Origin of the sequence: Chryseobacterium aahli, assembly GCF_022699665.1 — a bacterium.
GTDB lineage: Bacteria > Bacteroidota > Bacteroidia > Flavobacteriales > Weeksellaceae > Chryseobacterium > Chryseobacterium aahli.
Genome location: NZ_JALDNB010000006.1, coordinates 17979 through 34199 on the forward strand (window position 1 = coordinate 17979; position 16221 = coordinate 34199).

At 34.6% G+C, this 16221-nt stretch carries 15 protein-coding genes; 9 read left to right on the forward strand and 6 right to left on the reverse strand.

Translation table 11 applies throughout. The annotated features are described in order from the left end of the window. Window positions 1-21: 21 nt before the first annotated feature. The 3 genes from MQX03_RS11155 to gap all read left to right on the forward strand — a co-directional run bounded on the left by MQX03_RS11155 (window position 22) and on the right by gap (window position 2969). Entirely contained in the window at window positions 22-783 is a 762-nt protein-coding gene (locus tag MQX03_RS11155) for a TIGR03915 family putative DNA repair protein (protein ID WP_242803228.1), read from the forward strand. A gap of 157 nt (window positions 784-940) precedes the next feature. Beyond that, window positions 941-1927, forward strand: coding sequence for a 6-phosphofructokinase (gene pfkA, locus MQX03_RS11160; RefSeq protein WP_242803229.1), 987 nt, complete (start codon window positions 941-943; stop codon window positions 1925-1927). Window positions 1928-1958: 31 nt separating this feature from the next. Beyond that, entirely contained in the window at window positions 1959-2969 is a 1011-nt protein-coding gene (gap, locus tag MQX03_RS11165) for a type I glyceraldehyde-3-phosphate dehydrogenase (protein ID WP_242803230.1), read from the forward strand. 79 nt (window positions 2970-3048) lie between these two features. Here gap and MQX03_RS11170 read toward each other — a convergent pair whose 3' ends face one another. Beyond that, complete coding sequence (locus MQX03_RS11170; protein ID WP_242803231.1) at window positions 3049-3930, reverse strand: mechanosensitive ion channel family protein; 882 nt, start codon at window positions 3928-3930, stop codon at window positions 3049-3051. 100 nt (window positions 3931-4030) lie between these two features. On the opposite strand from MQX03_RS11170, the gene MQX03_RS11175 reads away from it, so the two are divergent. Then, the gene (locus MQX03_RS11175; protein ID WP_242803232.1) at window positions 4031-4666 is read left to right on the forward strand and encodes a peroxiredoxin; all 636 of its coding nucleotides are present in this window, start codon (window positions 4031-4033) and stop codon (window positions 4664-4666) included. Between the two features lie 100 nt (window positions 4667-4766). Here MQX03_RS11175 and MQX03_RS11180 read toward each other — a convergent pair whose 3' ends face one another. From MQX03_RS11180 to MQX03_RS11190, 3 genes are all read right to left on the reverse strand, one after another. After that, complete coding sequence (locus MQX03_RS11180) at window positions 4767-5357, reverse strand: hypothetical protein (protein WP_129534909.1); 591 nt, start codon at window positions 5355-5357, stop codon at window positions 4767-4769. Window positions 5358-5515: 158 nt separating this feature from the next. After that, a complete protein-coding gene (locus MQX03_RS11185) occupies window positions 5516-6031 on the reverse strand; it encodes a hypothetical protein (RefSeq protein ID WP_129534908.1) in 516 nt (171 codons plus the stop codon). Between the two features lie 96 nt (window positions 6032-6127). After that, a complete protein-coding gene (locus tag MQX03_RS11190) occupies window positions 6128-8407 on the reverse strand; it encodes a TonB-dependent siderophore receptor (RefSeq protein ID WP_242803233.1) in 2280 nt (759 codons plus the stop codon). 182 nt (window positions 8408-8589) lie between these two features. Here MQX03_RS11190 and MQX03_RS11195 point away from each other — a divergent pair, with 182 nt between their 5' ends. Next, on the forward strand, window positions 8590-9648 hold the full coding sequence (locus MQX03_RS11195) for a Gfo/Idh/MocA family oxidoreductase (RefSeq protein ID WP_242803234.1): 1059 nt from the start codon (window positions 8590-8592) through the stop codon (window positions 9646-9648). 1 nt (window position 9649) lies between these two features. After that, window positions 9650-9808, forward strand: a complete 159-nt coding sequence (locus MQX03_RS11200) for a hypothetical protein (protein WP_242803235.1) — start codon at window positions 9650-9652, stop codon at window positions 9806-9808. A 63-nt stretch (window positions 9809-9871) separates the two neighbouring features. Here MQX03_RS11200 and MQX03_RS11205 read toward each other — a convergent pair whose 3' ends face one another. Next, on the reverse strand, window positions 9872-11770 hold the full coding sequence (locus tag MQX03_RS11205; protein ID WP_242803236.1) for an ABC-F family ATP-binding cassette domain-containing protein: 1899 nt from the start codon (window positions 11768-11770) through the stop codon (window positions 9872-9874). Window positions 11771-11882: 112 nt separating this feature from the next. On the opposite strand from MQX03_RS11205, the gene MQX03_RS11210 reads away from it, so the two are divergent. The 3 genes from MQX03_RS11210 (at window position 11883) to MQX03_RS11220 (ending at window position 15348) form a co-directional block, all read left to right on the forward strand. Then, the gene (locus MQX03_RS11210) at window positions 11883-12401 is read left to right on the forward strand and encodes a DUF1761 domain-containing protein (protein WP_242803237.1); all 519 of its coding nucleotides are present in this window, start codon (window positions 11883-11885) and stop codon (window positions 12399-12401) included. 43 nt (window positions 12402-12444) lie between these two features. Continuing rightward, entirely contained in the window at window positions 12445-13575 is a 1131-nt protein-coding gene (locus MQX03_RS11215; RefSeq protein ID WP_242803239.1) for a peptidogalycan biosysnthesis protein, read from the forward strand. Window positions 13576-13701: 126 nt separating this feature from the next. Continuing rightward, the gene (locus tag MQX03_RS11220) at window positions 13702-15348 is read left to right on the forward strand and encodes an alpha/beta fold hydrolase (protein ID WP_242803241.1); all 1647 of its coding nucleotides are present in this window, start codon (window positions 13702-13704) and stop codon (window positions 15346-15348) included. Window position 15349: 1 nt separating this feature from the next. Here the strand turns inward: MQX03_RS11220 and MQX03_RS11225 are convergent, their stop codons facing one another. Further along, window positions 15350-16213: a glycoside hydrolase family 25 protein gene (locus MQX03_RS11225; protein ID WP_242803243.1), complete on the reverse strand. Its 864-nt coding sequence runs from the start codon at window positions 16211-16213 to the stop codon at window positions 15350-15352. Between the last annotated feature and the right edge of the window lie 8 nt (window positions 16214-16221).

Here is a 16221-nt window from a genome sequence, read left to right on the forward strand (position 1 = left end):
TTCAAAACCCTTCAACCTAAAATGACCACTTTACTCTACGACGGTAGTTTCGACGGACTTTTTACTGCGATATTCGAAGTTTTCGAGTATAAGTATAAAGATGTTGAAATTGTGAGCAGAGAAAGATTTCATCAGGAAAACATTTTTGCTGAAATTCATGAAGTGATCACACAACAAGAAAAATCGGAGAGAGTTTTAAATAAATTAGAAGGAAACATAGGCAAGTCGGGCATTCATGAATTGGTGAAAGTTTTTCTATCGGAAGAACCTGATTTGGATCAAGTTATATTGTCTGCTGTAAGGCAATCTATAAAATATCCCAAGGAAAATATTCTCCAAAATTATGCAGATCACGATATTTTGAGAATTGCTAAAATTTCAAAATCTGTTAGTCGGGAAAGACACAGAATGACTGCTTTTGTACGGTTTGAAAAAATGCAGGATGAAGTTTTTTTCGCTAAAATAGATCCGGATTTTAATGTGCTGCCTTTGATCAGAAAGCATTTCAAAGACCGTTATCAGGATCAGAAATGGATGATTTACGATCTCAGAAGAAACTTTGGACTTCTTTATGATCTAGAAACATGTGATTTCTTTTATCCCGAAGAAAAATTGGATCTAAAAAAATATCAAGAGAAATTTCATGATGAAGAAAATCAGTATCAAAAGCTTTGGCAACGGTATTTTTTTAAAACCAATATTGTGGAAAGGAAAAATTTAAAACTGCACATTCAGCATGTTCCGAAACGATATTGGAAATATTTAACTGAAAAGAATTGGTAAAAAAATACAGCTTCGAGTTTCATAAATTTAAAATGTAAATTATTCCTTAAACAATTTGCTTTAAAATTACAGGATACTAAAGGATGAAAAGTATTGGCAAGATACTGCCATTATCTGAACTTGTTTTTGTAAATTTGTGTTTGAAATTTTTTACTAAATGAATGAAAGTGCTGTAAAAAAAATTGCAGTTCTTACTTCGGGAGGTGACTCTCCGGGGATGAATGCAGCATTAAGAGCGGTAGTAAGGACCGCAAATTATTACAATATCGAATGTTACGGAGTGAGAGAAGGCTACAATGGTCTTATTCATGATGATTTCCTGAAAATGGGGGCTCGTTCTGTAAAAAATATAATCAACCAAGGCGGAACTATTCTAAAATCTGCCAGATCCAAAGAATTCAGAACCAAAGAAGGTCGTCAAAAAGCCTACGACAATTGCGTAAAATATGGAATTGACGGTTTGGTGTGTATTGGTGGTGACGGAACGTTCACTGGAGCAAAGATTTTCAATGAAGAATTCGGAATCCGTGTAATTGGTGTGCCAGGAACGATTGATAATGATATCTTCGGGACAGACAACACGATTGGTTTCGACACGGCTTTGAACACGGCAATGGATGCGATTGATAAAATACGTGATACAGCGACTTCTCACAACAGAGTTTTCTTTGTTGAGGTAATGGGTCGTGATGCAGGTTTTATTGCACTGAACAGCGGATTGGCAACCGGAGCTTTGGATATTTTGATTCCTGAGAAAAAAGACAGCATGGATGAATTGTTTACCAATTTCCGAAATGCTGAGAAAACAGGGAAATCGTCAAGCATCGTTGTTGTTGCAGAAGGTGAAAAGCTGGCAAACATCTACGAATTGGCAGAGCAGACTCAAAAGGAATTTCCAGAATACGATATTCGTGTCGCTATTTTAGGCCACATTCAAAGAGGTGGGTCGCCGAGTTGTGCAGACAGAGTTTTAGCGAGCAGACTGGGCTTTGGTGCTGTAATTGGATTAATGACAGGAGAAAACAATGTGATGGCAGGAATGCGTTCAAACGAAATTGTTTACACACCCATCGAAGATGCCATCAAAAAACACAACGAAATCAATAAAGATCTTTTACTGATTTCAGAAATTTTAGCAATCTAAATATTATATAATTAAATAAATCAAAACAATTATGTCAACAATTAAAGTAGGTATTAACGGGTTTGGTAGAATCGGTCGTCTTGTTTTCAGAGCAATGACTGAAAGAGACAACATCGAAGTCGTTGGTATCAATGACCTTATTAATGCAGAATACATGGCTTACATGTTAAAGTATGATTCTGTACACGGTATTTTCCCGGGAGAAGTTTCTGTAGAAGGTAATGACCTTGTAGTAAACGGTAAAAAAATCAGAGTTACTGCAGAAAGAGATCCAAACAACTTGAAGTGGAATGAAATCGGTGCTGATTACATCGTAGAATCTACAGGTTTATTTTTAGATAAAGAAAGTGCTACGGCACACATCAATGCTGGTGCAAAAAAAGTAATTCTTTCTGCTCCTTCTAAAGATGATACGCCAATGTTTGTAATGGGTGTGAACCACAAAGAATTGACTGACGATATCAAAATCTTATCAAACGCATCTTGTACTACAAACTGTTTAGCTCCTTTAGCTAAAGTAATTCACGATAACTTCGGTATCGTAGAAGGTTTGATGACTACTGTACACGCTACTACAGCTACTCAAAAAACTGTTGACGGTCCTTCAGTGAAAGACTGGAGAGGTGGTAGAGCTGCTCTTAATAACATTATTCCTTCTTCTACAGGTGCTGCAAAAGCAGTAGGAAAAGTAATTCCTTCATTGAACGGAAAATTAACTGGTATGTCTTTCAGAGTACCAACTGTTGATGTTTCTGTAGTTGATTTAACGGTAAGATTAGAAAAAGGTGCCTCTTACGAAGAAATTTGTGCTGTAATCAAAGCTGCTTCTGAAGGTGAATTGAAAGGTATTCTTGGATACACTGAAGATGCTGTAGTTTCTCAGGATTTCATCGGAGATAAGAGAACTTCAATCTTCGATAAAGATGCTGGTATTATGCTTTCTCCTAACTTTGTGAAGCTTGTTTCTTGGTATGACAACGAAATGGGTTATTCTAACAAATTAGTTGATATGTTGATCCACGCTTCTACATTATCTAAATAGTAAGCAGCACTCAGCTAAAAATAATGAAACCTTCCAGATTTGGAAGGTTTTTTTGTTTTATCTAAATTGAAATACATTATTAAATATTCTCTTTCGGTGGCTCAATTGCTGGAGTATTGGTGATGTTAATGCTCGTCGGAGTTACTAAAGGAATTCCTTGCTCATCGAGACTGCCTTTTATTTTCATTAAAATATCACTTTTTACGTGGGCTAAATTTTCTCCGACTTTCATCCAGAATTTAACCTGTAAATTAAAAACTCCTTGTTTCAAGCTTGTAAAAATAACTTCCACCTTATCCTGCTTATCAATATATTCCTGACTGAGAATAACATGATTAATGCTTTCCTGTGCTTTCACAATATCCTCATCCGCCGGAATTTCAAAATCTAAAATAATCCTTCGCTGAGGTGAAGCCGTAATATTGTAAAATGGAGCATTGAAAATAACCTGATTCGGGATGTAGGCTTTCTTTCCGTCATCAGTAATCAGTTTTGTGGTTAAAAAACCAATATCCTGCACTGTTCCGGAATGATTTCCGATGGTAATATAATCTCCGACTTTAAAGGCTTTATCAATTCCAATCAGCATTCCTGAAAATATACTTGAAACCAAATCTTTTAAAGCAACCCCGGCAATCACCCCCGCAACCCCTAGACTTCCGATAAATTTCCAGAGAAATCCACTGAAGCCCATGATTTCTAAAGCAATAAAAGATCCCATCACGATAATGATAAATCTGAAGATATTAATGATTGTGATTACAGATCCTTCATTTTTACTTTTCGGAAAAAGCTTGTGCATGATTTTTACTGCAAGTTTACTCAAGTATTTACTTGTCATTAAGAAAAACGTGAAGACAAGAATTCCTACCACCAGCTTTGGAGTAAGTTTCGCAAAAGCGATATACCAATTTTGTAAAACTTTATAAACGGTATCTACATAGCTTAATCCATATTCCATAAAAACATTTTTTTTCAAAATTATAAATAAATTCTTTAGCAAAAATTTTGCCAGTTGCAAAAAGTCTATTAAATTTGTAGACTAATAGAAACAACATCGTATGTCAATTAAACTAGGAGATACCGCACCCAACTTTCAGGCAGATACTACTGCAGGAAATATAGATTTTCACGAATATCTTGGAGATTCTTGGGGGATTTTATTTTCCCATCCCGCAGATTACACTCCGGTTTGTACTACTGAATTGGGCTACACTGCAAAGCTGAAATTAGATTTTGACAAAAGAGATACTAAAGTTATAGCCTTGAGTGTCGATGGAGTAGAAGATCATAAAAACTGGATCAAAGACATCAACGAAACTCAAAATACAGAAGTGCAGTTTCCGATTATTGCAGATAAAGACAGAAAAGTTTCAGAGCTTTATGATTTCATTCATCCCAACGCTTCGCTTACCGCAACAGTCCGTTCTTTATTAATTATTGATCCCGCTAAGAAAGTAAGATTGATTATCACCTATCCTGCTTCAACAGGAAGAAATTTCAATGAGATTCTTAGAGTTTTAGATTCACTGCAGTTGGTAGATTCTCATAAAATTGCAACTCCTGCCAATTGGTATGATGGTGATGATGTTATTATTCCGCCATCAATTTCTACCGAAGATGCGAGAAATATTTTCCCGAAAGGTGTTACTGAGATTAAACCGTATTTGCGTTTTACTCCTCAACCCAACCAATAGGTTTAGATTTTTTATTTATTATATATAGTTTAGTTTTAATTTGAAAAAGCGGCTCGGGAATTTTTCCGAGCCGCTTTTGTATGTTGTATGAAATATTTAATTATTTCAAATCGTTAGCAACTGCTTTTGCCTTAGACGTTGGTAAATAAATACTGAAACCTACATTGAAAGTAATGTTTGAGTTCAAACCTTCGTTACCAAATCCTGACTGACCTTGATATTTTACTAAACCTTCAACACCAATGTTTGGAGTAATGAAGTAAGAATAACCAGGACCTACACCGAAGTCTAAACCTGTTGTAGAGTTTCCGCTTTCTACAGAAGATCCACCTACACCTAAGTTACCTTCGAAGAACCATCTACCATGGTTTAATAAATTGTCTACACCTTTTTCTCCCGGAGATAAGAAGTAACGACCTAAAGCACCTACACCATAATCAAATCTTGTAGGACTTCCGTTTGTAACTTTGCTGATTCCTAAGTTAACATATCCACCCAAGGCTACATTGTCTTTAATAAAGTAAGCAGCTTTTGGTTGTAATGCAATGCTGTAACCACCACCTGTATTTAAACCAAAGTTGCTAGAAAGTAAGCTACTACCAACCATCCAGTTTCCTTCTTGAATTTGTGCGTTTGCTGTAGCTGTCAATCCTGCAACAGCTAATATTCCTGTAAAAATTAGCTTTTTCATAATTTATAATTTTAATAGTTAATGTTAATTATTTTGATATGCAGTTCAATTCAATAAATGTGCCACAATGCTTGAGGTACTAATTTATGTGAAAAAGTCATATTTTAAATTTGTGAATAACATTAAAAATTTAACTAAAATTATATAAAATATGTAATTTAAATAAACAATAAGATAATGGAAACGATAAGACCTGCCACTGCAAATTTAATTCCTCGCTTGAAAGGTTTACTTTTCGTATTAAACATCCAAAAGCTTGAGATAACAAAGAAAAAAAGACATACTCCGAAAAAAGCATTCAGTGGTGAAAGTGTGTCAGCAGATTTTGCCTTGTGAAGTTTAGTCATTTTATCAATCACAAAAGGAAGCTCTTTTTTTGTGTATTTTGCCTGTCCGGTCGCTGAATTGTATGTTCCGTCTTTGAAATATAAAATACTATTTTCGGTCTTTTTTATTTCAAGATTCTTCATCTTCAATTCTTTCTCCAATTCTTTTTCAGAAAGATTTTTAGCAATTACTTTATCATACAGTTTTTCTTTTTTCAGAAAATCTGTATCTCTGTAAACCAGAAGAATTCCACTTAATGCATAAATCGCCATTATACCGGCCATGAAGAATCCTAAATAACGGTGAGTGATTCTCATGAAACTTCTGGTATCCTTTATTTTATCCATAATTTATTGTTTGTTTTTAAATTTCAAAAGTGGAGGCTGCAAAAATGCAACTTCCACTTTGATTATAGAAATTTTTACGATTATAAAATTTAAATTTTACAGTCTGTATGTTAATGTGAAATAGTAATTTCTTGGTGTAATAGGGTTCACTGAGTAATTTTCATGTACATTATAATTGACTACATCAAATAGGTTACCCACTTTTCCTTGCAGCGAGAATTTATTCCAGTCATATCCTAATGATAATGAAACGGTAGTGTAATCTTTCAGATCCATCATTCTGCTTACATCTTTTCTTGTAATATTCGTAGATTTAGAGTCGTTCCAGCCTGCAATTCTGTCTCCAATATAATATACTCCGATTCCCGCTTTCAAACCAGGAACATAGTTAGTGAATTTATAAAATACAGATGCGTTTGCAGTAGTTGCAGGTGTTCTTACCAATCTTTGCTTTTCTACATATCCTTTTTCAGGTGTATCTAAATATACAGAGTTGTTGTATGAAAAACCTCCAATGATAGAAATGTTTTCAGTAGGATTTCCGGTAATATCTACTTCTACACCACGGCTTCTCATTTTTCCTGCAAACTCTTTTAAATTAGTGTCTGGTGTTTGTACCGTACCTGAAGTATCTGTATAAAAGAAATTCTGATAGAAGTTGTGATATAAAATCTGATAAAGCGTAACGTTAACTGCTAAAGCATTGTTCCAGATATTTTTCTTCACACCAACTTCGTATTGATCTACGGTGGTAGGCTTTATCCCTTGTTTCGGTAATATTGCTACTCTGCTTTGTACCTGTGTTAGAGATCCTGAAGTATCTAAGTTATTAACGGCATCAGAAGTATAACCTGCGTTGGTCGCAAATGAATTGGTATAGGTCGCAAATGCTGAAAAATTATCATTTGGCATATAAACAAAACCTACTTTTGGCGAGAAAGCATTATCAGATGTTGCGGAATTTAATACTTCAGTTTTTACATTTGTGGTAAAACGGGTGAGTAAACTAGGCATATTTTCAATATATGACCAACGAAGTCCTGCAAGTACTTTAAATTCTTTTGTTAAGCTAATAAAATCCTGAGCATAAACACCTACTCTTCTTGTTTTTGTTCTGGTTTTGGTATTTAAATTAGAATCGGGCATTGCCAAGCTTCCATTATCCCAAGAACTCGGATCATCCAAGTACAAGATGTTTGTAGGAGCTTTTATCAAATTGTAAGCATTCGCATCAGATTGTCCATAGTCTGCATCTGCACCAATCAATACTTTATGATTGATCTTTCCTGTATTGAAATCTCCATTTACGTTGACCTGTGCAGAACCATAGTTTTGTTCGTTATAGGTTTTGTTTAAAGGACTGTTCCAAGATAAGCTTGTCGCAGTGGGAGATGCATAAGCCCATTGTGTTCTTTCTGTTGAAAAGTAATCTTTCGTGTAATTTTGATATGATGCAGAAGCATTCAATGTCCATTTATCATTGATTTGATGATTGAATGTCACATTGGTCGATGCTTGCTGTACATTTTGATATTGCCAGTCGGTTCCAAAAAAAGTATTTCTTGGTAACCAATCAATCAGTGAATAGCTTTGGTCTTTATTGGTAATTGATCCGATTCCAAAATCTGGAGTAAGGTCATTTTTAAGATAATCAGCCTCAATAATTAATTGTGATTTTTCTCCTAAATTAAATAAAAACGAAGGATTGAAATAGTATTTTGTTGACTTTACAACATCTCTGAAACTCTCTGCATATTCATAGGCACCATTAATTCTGAAAGCAACGTTTTTAGAAATTGGTCCGTAGATGTCAACCGTAGGTTTATAAGAATTCCAGCTTCCTGCGTTCATGCCTACACTTCCTCCAAAATTGAATTTAGGTTTTTTTGTAACCAAATTGATGATACCTCCTGCTGCGGCATTTCCGTAAAGCATTGCAGTTGCCCCTTTTAGAACTTCCACTCTTTCAAGTCCGCTCACTTCTGGGAAAACTCCGCTGTTGACTCTAGCTCCGTTTTTATAAATATTATCATTTCCGAAAATAAAACCACGACCTCCGAAACTGTCTTGTGAGCCACCTCTTGAAGAAGTTACATAAACTCCGTTTACATTTTGAAGAACATCACTTAGTTGTTTAGCTTGCTGCTGTTCGATAATCTCATGGGTGACAATAGAAATCGCCTGTGGATTTTCCATTATCGTAAGATTAGACTTTGTCGTTGCCGGCTTTGCTGTATTAGGATTTCCGGTTTTGTGAAGGTTGACGTCTTCAATGGTTTGAATTCTGATGGTGTCATTTTCAGAATTATTTCTCATCTGAGCACCAACCGATGATGTGATAGCGACAAGACCTAAGGAGATAATCCTTCTTTTCATAGTTTAGATTTTTGGAATAGAATTATGATTCCGCAAAAGTAAAAATAAACTTATTATTATTTAGAATTATTAAAAATAAATTTTCTTGATTTTTATCATATTTAATATTGTAGATGCTTTTCCATATCCAAAAACATCCAGTAAACATTTTTTATAAATATATTTGTTTAAAATTTAAAGATATGCAACTGGTAAAAGTGGGGCTTTGTGCCTTTGGGATGAGTGGGAAGGTTTTTCATGCTCCGTTTTTAAAAGAACATCCGGGATTTTTTATGTCTGCAATTGTAGAAAGGTCAAAAGAAGAATCGAAAGAGAAATATCCTGATGCAACCATCTATCGATCATTAGATGAGATGCTCCAAAATGCCGATATTGATGTAGTGGTAGTAAATACTCCAGTTCAGACGCATTTTGAATTTACAAAAATGGCATTGGAAGCCGGTAAAAATGTAATTGTTGAAAAACCTTTTACCGTAAATGTTGCAGAAGCCGAAGAATTGGTAAGATTGGCTGAATCTAAAAATCTCTTTCTAAGTGTTTATCAGAACAGAAGATTTGATCGTGACTATCTGCAGGTGCAAAAAGTAATTTCTGAAGGAAAATTAGGAAATATTAAAGAGGTTGAAATCCGTTTTGACAGATTCAGAACCGAGCCAAGTGCAAAAGACCATAAAGAAAATCCTGAATTAAACGGCTCAGGTTCTGTTCATGATTTAGGTTCTCATCTTGTGGATCAGGCAACACAGTTTTTTGGTTTTCCTGAAAAGTTGTTTGCAGATGTATTTTCGATGAAAGGAGAGGAGTTTGCCAATGATTATTTTGAAATTTTGCTTTATTATAAAGATGGTGTAAGAGTGAGATTAAAATCTTCAGTTTTCACCAAAGAGGAACATTTTGCTTATAAAATTCATGGAGATAAAGGAAGTTTCTTACAAGAACGAACAGATGATCAGGAGGCCGAATTGGTAGCCAGAGCAATCCCAACGTACGGAAAAGACTGGATGCAGCCTCTGAAAGAATCTGACGGAATTCTGAACTATTTGGATGAAAACTCAGAAACGAAAAGGATTTTGACCTCAAGCCAACCCGGAAATTACATGAATTATTATCAGCAAATCTACGAACATATTGTTTTCGGATACGCTTTGCCTTCACTAGGAAATGAAGTTGTTCAAAACATGAAAATTATCGAAGCTGCTTTGGAGAGTTCTAAAAAAGGGAAAATTGTTGATCTAAATTAATATGAAAAAAAGAAGTTCAAGTTTTACAGTGATCGGTCTTTTGTTTGTAGGAATCGGTTTGACTTTGGTTAACGACAATATGTATCTGAAATATGGGTTTCTTATTTTGGGAACTGCTTTTCTTCTATTCAGTATTCTTACTTTGGTCAAGAAAAAATAAAAATTTAATTATAAAAAAAGAGCTGTTCAATTTCTAAACAGCTCTTCATATTTTAAATTTATCTTAGTCCTGAAGCTCAAGCCATCTCATTTCGTGGTTTTCGAGTTTTTCGGAAAGGCTTTCCAGTTCTGCAGAAAGTTTTGAAATTTTCTCGTAATCAGCTTCGTTATTCAGTTGTTCTAAAATTGCTGCTCTTTTTGCTTCAAACTCAGGAATTTCTTTTTCAATCGTTTCCAGCTCGCGCTGTTCTTTAAAAGACAATTTCTTTTTCGGAGCCTGCGGTGTTGAAACAACTAATTCTACTGGTTTTTCAACGACTTTCTCAACTACAGTTTTTGCTTTTTTATCTTCATTCTTCTGGTTTCCGTCTTCCAACTTCTTATTTTCTCTGTATTCTGAGAAGTTTCCGATAAAATCTTTGATTTTTCCTTCGCCTTCAAACGCTAAGATATGATCAACAATTCTGTCCATAAAATATCTGTCGTGGGAAACGATAATCAAACTCCCTTGGAAATTTAAAAGGAAATTTTCCAAAACCGTCAAAGTCGGAAGATCAAGATCATTTGTAGGTTCATCAAAAATCAAAAAGTTAGGATTTTGATATAAAATGTACATCAAATGCAATCTTCTTTTTTCTCCACCAGAAAGTTTAGAAATTGGAGAATATTGTGTTTGATCATCAAATAAGAATAATCTCAAAAACTGCGAAGCTGTAATCGTTCTTCCGTTTGCTAACGGGAAGTTTTCTGAAATATCTTTAATGAAATCAATTACTCGTTCTTCCTCTTTATATTTCAAACCTTTCTGAGAAAAATATCCGAATTTGATCGTTTCTCCCGTTTCAATTTCTCCGGAATCTTTTGGCTCAAAACCTTGAATAATATTTAATAAAGTAGATTTTCCTGCACCATTTTTCCCTACAATTCCTACTTTCTCGCCACGTTGGAACGAATAACTGAAATCTTTCAGTAACAATTTATCACCATAGCTTTTAGAAATATCTTTAAGCTCCAGAATTTTGTTCCCTAATCTTTTCATTTCAAAATCAAGCTCCAGAGATTCTTTTCGGGTATCGGTTTTTGCTACTTTTTCAGTTTCATAGAAATCATCTTGTCGAGATTTTGATTTTGTAGTTCTCGCTTTCGGTTGTCTTCGCATCCATTCCAGCTCCTTTCTGTAAAGATTTTGTGCTTTGTCGATGGTTGAGTTCATATTATCCTCACGAATCATTTTGTTCTCCAGATAAGTTGCGTAAGAACCATTGTGAAAATAAAGATTCTGATCTTCCATTTCCCAGATAATTCCGCAGACTGCATCAAGAAAATATCGGTCGTGAGTTACCAAAAGAAGAGTGATTTTGGCTTTATTCAAATAACTTTCAAGCCATTCTACCATTTCCACATCCAAGTGGTTGGTAGGCTCATCCATGATCAATAGGGTGTGGCGGTGTTCGGCTCTGGTTTCGGTTAAAAGTTTTGCCAATGCAACACGTTTGATCTGTCCACCAGAAAGCATCCCCATTTTGGCAGTCAGGTCTGTGATTTTAAGCTGAGACAGAATTTGACTCATTTCATTTTCAAGATCCCAGGCTTTGTGAATTTCCATTTCAGCTAGTGCAGTTTCCATCTCATCTGGATTTCCCGACAGCAATGCATGATGATATTTTTTTAAAGCCAAAATTGGTGCAGAATCTAAGGTCATCATAAATTCTTCAATCGTCAGGTCAGATTCAAAATCAATTTCCTGATCAAACAAAACCACCTGAATATCTTTATTAATGATTACCGAGCCGCTGTCTGCGATTTCTTTCCCCATTAAAATTTTCAGCAAAGTAGATTTACCGCTTCCGTTTTTGGCAACAATGGCAATTTTGTCGCCCTCATTGATGTTAAAAGAAATGTTTTTAAAAAGAGTTTTGATCCCGTAAGATTTTGTAAGATTCTCAGCCGCAACGTAATTCATTGATATCCAAATTTTGTGGTGCAAAAATACGAAATATTAGAGCTTTTAAGGTTAATATATCATCGTAAACTTTTTTAATGTAGATTTGAGAAACTAAACTATATTTAAAACTATGTTACAAATCAACTTTCTGGCAATACTTTTTGCTTCATTAGTCCCGTTGATCATGGGATTTATCTGGTACAATCCAAAAGTTTTTGGAAAAGCATGGATGAGAGAATGTGGACTGACCGAAGAAAAAATGAAGGGCGCAAACATGGGAATGGTATTTATTGTTTCCATTATTTTATCAATTTTGATAGGCTTTTTTCTGCAGATGGTAACCATTCATCAGTTTGGCGCAATGGGAATGATTGGTGGTGATGAAAATTTAGCTAAACCTTCCTACACGGCGTTTATGCATGATTATGGGAATGCTTTCAGATCATTTGGTCACGGTGCGTTGCATTCGTTTATGACAGGAGTTTTCTTTGTCTTTCCTTTGGTTGCTATCAACGCAATGTTTGAAAGGAAATCCTGGAAATATATTTTTATCAATACCGGCTATTGGACGATTACGATTACCATAATGGGCGGAATTATCTGCGGTTGGTATGCGATCGATGGATTTAATCTTGTGACACCGAAATAAAAATTTGAAATCTAAATTATAGGCTACATTTGTAGCCTTTTTTATGTCTTATACTTTTAAAAAATACAAATCTTCATCAGAAATTCCCAATAACTGGAATGAGATAATCGGGCAGCATAATATCATGTTGTCTAAAGAATATTTCGAGACTCTGGAAACGTCATGTCCTGAAAATATGAAGTGCTTTTATGTTGGATTTTTTGCAGATGAAAAATTAATTGGCGGTGCATTATTTCAGTATTTAAATTTTATCGAGCATAAAACTTTTCAGAAAGACGAAGCTTTTTGCAATGTGAAAAATTTTGTGGCTAAAAAATTCAGTAAAAACGTGATGATTCTGGGGAATAATATGCTGACCGGACAAAACGGATTTTACTTTGATACTTCAAAAATTACCATTGAAAAAGTGATTCCGCTTTTGGATGAGGCTGTTCAGGAAATGCAAAGACAGGAAGGGAAGACCTCTCTGATTATTTATAAAGATTATCAGGAAAGTTTTATTAAATATTTTCAAGGCAAAAATCATCAGTCATTTTATAAATTTTCGGTGCAGCCGAATATGATTTTAAGGTTAAAAGAGAACTGGCTGACTTTTGAAGATTATCTGAATGCATTTTCCACAAAATACCGAACCAGAGCCAAAGCTGCAAAGAAGAAAATCGCTGGAATTGAAAAATCTGAAATGCATCTTCACGACATAAAAATTCATCAGAAAGAAATGAATCTTCTGTATCAAAATGTTGCTGAAAATGCTCCTTTCAATACCTTTTTTCTCACCGAAAATCATTTTGAAAGCATGAAAGAATCTTTAGAAGATAATTTTAAAGTTTTTGGATATTATTTAAATGAAAAACTGATTGGTTTTTATACTTTAATCCTGAACAATAAAGATATTGACACGTACTTTCTCGGTTACGACAAAGAGTTGCAAAAAGAAAAACAAATCTACCTGAATATGCTTTTAGACATGGTAGAATTCGGCATTAATGAAAAGTTAAACCGAATTATTTTTGGCAGAACAGCATTGGAAATAAAATCTACGATTGGCGCACAGCCCGTCGAAATTTTCGGATTAATTAAACATAATAATCTTCTGATCAATCAATTCATGGAAAGGATTTTTACCTCATTAAATCCAGCAGTTGAATGGATTCAGAGAAAGCCGTTTAAATAATATTAATGAATCGGTTCACTTTATTGTGATTTTTTTAATTTTATTTAACTAAATCTTCTTTAAATTTAATAAGGTTTTAAGAATGTTTTTGTGCTGAAATACTGATTTTTGCATCAAACTTTTATTATGAAGAAACTCAATATTTTTGTTCTGTTATTTACTGCAGTTTTTTTTCATGCTCAGGTAATTTCCGGAACTGTTTTGTCCAAAGAAGAAAATATTCCAATCGCTTATGTGAAGGTAGGTGTTGAAAAGGAAAATGTGGGAATCATCAGTGATGAGAATGGGAAGTTTTCTATCGACCTTTCTAAGATAAATCCTGCTGCTAAAGTCAGAATCGATGTTGCAGGGTACGAGAGCTACACAGAAACCGTTCAGGATTTTGTAAAACAAAATGACAGGAAAATTTATCTAAAAGAAAAATTCAAAAATATTCAGGAAGTAAAAATTGCACCTAAAAAACTGGTTGATAAAAACTGGGGAGTAAATACGAAAACGAAAAGTGTAATGTATTCTGTAAAACCTGAGCTAAGCAAAGATGATTTTTTAGGTGAAACCGCTTTAGAATTTAAGGCGAGTAAAAGATCAAAGATTAAAAATATTCACCTGAATATTGCAAGCATCACCGCAGATCGACCGATAATTATGCGATATACCATTTATAATGAAAAGAATGGCTTGCCGGGGGAGAGTATTTTGGATGAAGAAATAACGGTGGAACTAACCAAGGATAAAATTATAGATGATGCCTTTACTTTAGATGTCAATGAAAAAAATATTTGGGTTCAGGGTAAGTTCTTTGTCGGAATTCAGTTTTTAAGGGAGTTTGAGGGAAGGCTCAACATCAGCGCCGCACTTTTTAGAACCGGTTATCTGAGAAAATTTTACGGCGATTGGAAAAAAATGACCATTGCTGCACCAGCCATTAATATTGATGTGAAAGTCGATAAAAACGGAAAAAATGAAATTCAGGAAGAATATGATAACGACAGTGGAGTATCAAATCTTTTTCATGATGTAAGCAAATATCAAATGGAAGCCGAACAATCAATTTACGGTAAAAATGCATCTGCGGGTAAAGTTTTAAAGCTAAAAGATGCAGATTTATATTATGAAACGTATGGTGAAGGCGAACCTTTGCTTTTACTCCATGGAAATTCAGGGAGCATCAGAGATTTTTATCAGCAAATTCCGGAACTTGCAAAGTATTTTAAAGTGATAACTGTTGACACCAGAGCGCAGGGAAAAAGCACTGATGAAACTGAAAAGGATTTTAGTTACAAAATTTTCGCAGATGATATGAAGGCTTTAATTAATGATTTAGGCTTGAAAAAAGTAAACATTGCAGGCTGGAGTGATGGTGGAAATACCGGACTTGAGTTTGCGTTGAAATATCCCGAAAATTTAAATAAATTAATTATCATTGGAGCGAATGCCTCTGTTGATGGGGTAGATGAGGAGTTGGTAAGTGAGTTCAGATTGAGTCTGAAAGCCATGCAGTATGAAAATAAACCGGGAAAATTCAACGAAATGAGATTGCTTAAACTGATGTTGAAAGAACCCAATATTTCTAATAAAGATTTAAATAAAATTCAATCTGAAGTTTTGGTGATTGCCGGAGAAAAAGATGTGATCAAACCTGAACATTCTGAATTACTGTCAAAGCAGATTCCCAATGCAAAGCTGAAAATTTATAAAGATGCAACGCACATGATTCCGTTTGAAAATGCGGATCAGCTGAATAAAGATCTTGTTGAATTCCTGAAGAAATAATTTAATCTAAAGTCAAACTTTTTAAAGACCAAACTCCGCCATTGTAAACATCAAGGTCAACTTTGGTATTGATGCCATGAACGATTCCGTTTTCACTGAACTGCCAGAAATCCCATTGGTCATCAGGTGATGGAGTAGGAACGTCGTTGTAATTGGCCAGCCAAAGAGGATAATCGTCAAATTCACCCTTCAAAAAATCTTTGTAGTAATGGTAATAGGTATAAATGATGGGTTTTTCGCCGTAGGTTTCTTCAATAATTTTGCACCATATTTTCAAGTCTGCAACCAAATTTTTATTTGATTTTCTTCTCGGGATTTTTTCAATATCTAAAATCGGCGGAAGGTCACCACTTTCCAGTTTTACATTTTCAAGAAAATTATTTGCCTGAATTACCGGATCTTCATCGGCTCTGTAAAAATGATAAGCTCCACGTACAAGATTGTGCTTCTTTGCCTGCTGCCAAAACTCATCAAAATGTTTGTCAGCACTGCGGTTTCCCATCGTTGCACGCATCACCACAAATTCAAGCGGAATGGTCTTGTTTCCGATGCTCAGACTGTCCCATTTGATATCTTCCCGATTCTGGTAATGAGAAATGTCAAAACCATACGTTTTATCAAGATTATTGCTAAGAATTTTCTGGATTCTTAAAGTTTCTTTTTCGTTGTTGTGAAGCTTTTTATGAGTGAATTTGTTAAAATATAAAGCATAATAGTAACTTATTGACTGCTTGAGGTATAATCCCGTTCCGAACAACGCAATAATCAATATTCCCAGAAGAATTTTTCGTCGGAAAAAATAGTTCTTCCGACGGTTTTTATGGATGCTTTTGGCAGTTTTTTTGGTGTACTTTTTTGGGCTCATAAAGTTTT

Bases quoted from the DNA above. Each gene is read 5' to 3' on its own strand.
- MQX03_RS11155 (WP_242803228.1), top strand. From the start codon at position 22: ATGACCACTTTACTCTACGACGGTAGTTTCGACGGACTTTTTACTGCG.
- pfkA (WP_242803229.1), top strand. From the start codon at position 941: ATGAATGAAAGTGCTGTAAAAAAAATTGCAGTTCTTACTTCGGGAGGT.
- gap (WP_242803230.1), top strand. From the start codon at position 1,959: ATGTCAACAATTAAAGTAGGTATTAACGGGTTTGGTAGAATCGGTCGT.
- MQX03_RS11170 (WP_242803231.1), bottom strand. From the start codon at position 3,930: ATGGAATATGGATTAAGCTATGTAGATACCGTTTATAAAGTTTTACAA.
- MQX03_RS11175 (WP_242803232.1), top strand. From the start codon at position 4,031: ATGTCAATTAAACTAGGAGATACCGCACCCAACTTTCAGGCAGATACT.
- MQX03_RS11180 (WP_129534909.1), bottom strand. From the start codon at position 5,357: ATGAAAAAGCTAATTTTTACAGGAATATTAGCTGTTGCAGGATTGACA.
- MQX03_RS11185 (WP_129534908.1), bottom strand. From the start codon at position 6,031: ATGGATAAAATAAAGGATACCAGAAGTTTCATGAGAATCACTCACCGT.
- MQX03_RS11190 (WP_242803233.1), bottom strand. From the start codon at position 8,407: ATGAAAAGAAGGATTATCTCCTTAGGTCTTGTCGCTATCACATCATCG.
- MQX03_RS11195 (WP_242803234.1), top strand. From the start codon at position 8,590: ATGCAACTGGTAAAAGTGGGGCTTTGTGCCTTTGGGATGAGTGGGAAG.
- MQX03_RS11200 (WP_242803235.1), top strand. From the start codon at position 9,650: ATGAAAAAAAGAAGTTCAAGTTTTACAGTGATCGGTCTTTTGTTTGTA.
- MQX03_RS11205 (WP_242803236.1), bottom strand. From the start codon at position 11,770: ATGAATTACGTTGCGGCTGAGAATCTTACAAAATCTTACGGGATCAAA.
- MQX03_RS11210 (WP_242803237.1), top strand. From the start codon at position 11,883: ATGTTACAAATCAACTTTCTGGCAATACTTTTTGCTTCATTAGTCCCG.
- MQX03_RS11215 (WP_242803239.1), top strand. From the start codon at position 12,445: ATGTCTTATACTTTTAAAAAATACAAATCTTCATCAGAAATTCCCAAT.
- MQX03_RS11220 (WP_242803241.1), top strand. From the start codon at position 13,702: ATGAAGAAACTCAATATTTTTGTTCTGTTATTTACTGCAGTTTTTTTT.
- MQX03_RS11225 (WP_242803243.1), bottom strand. From the start codon at position 16,213: ATGAGCCCAAAAAAGTACACCAAAAAAACTGCCAAAAGCATCCATAAA.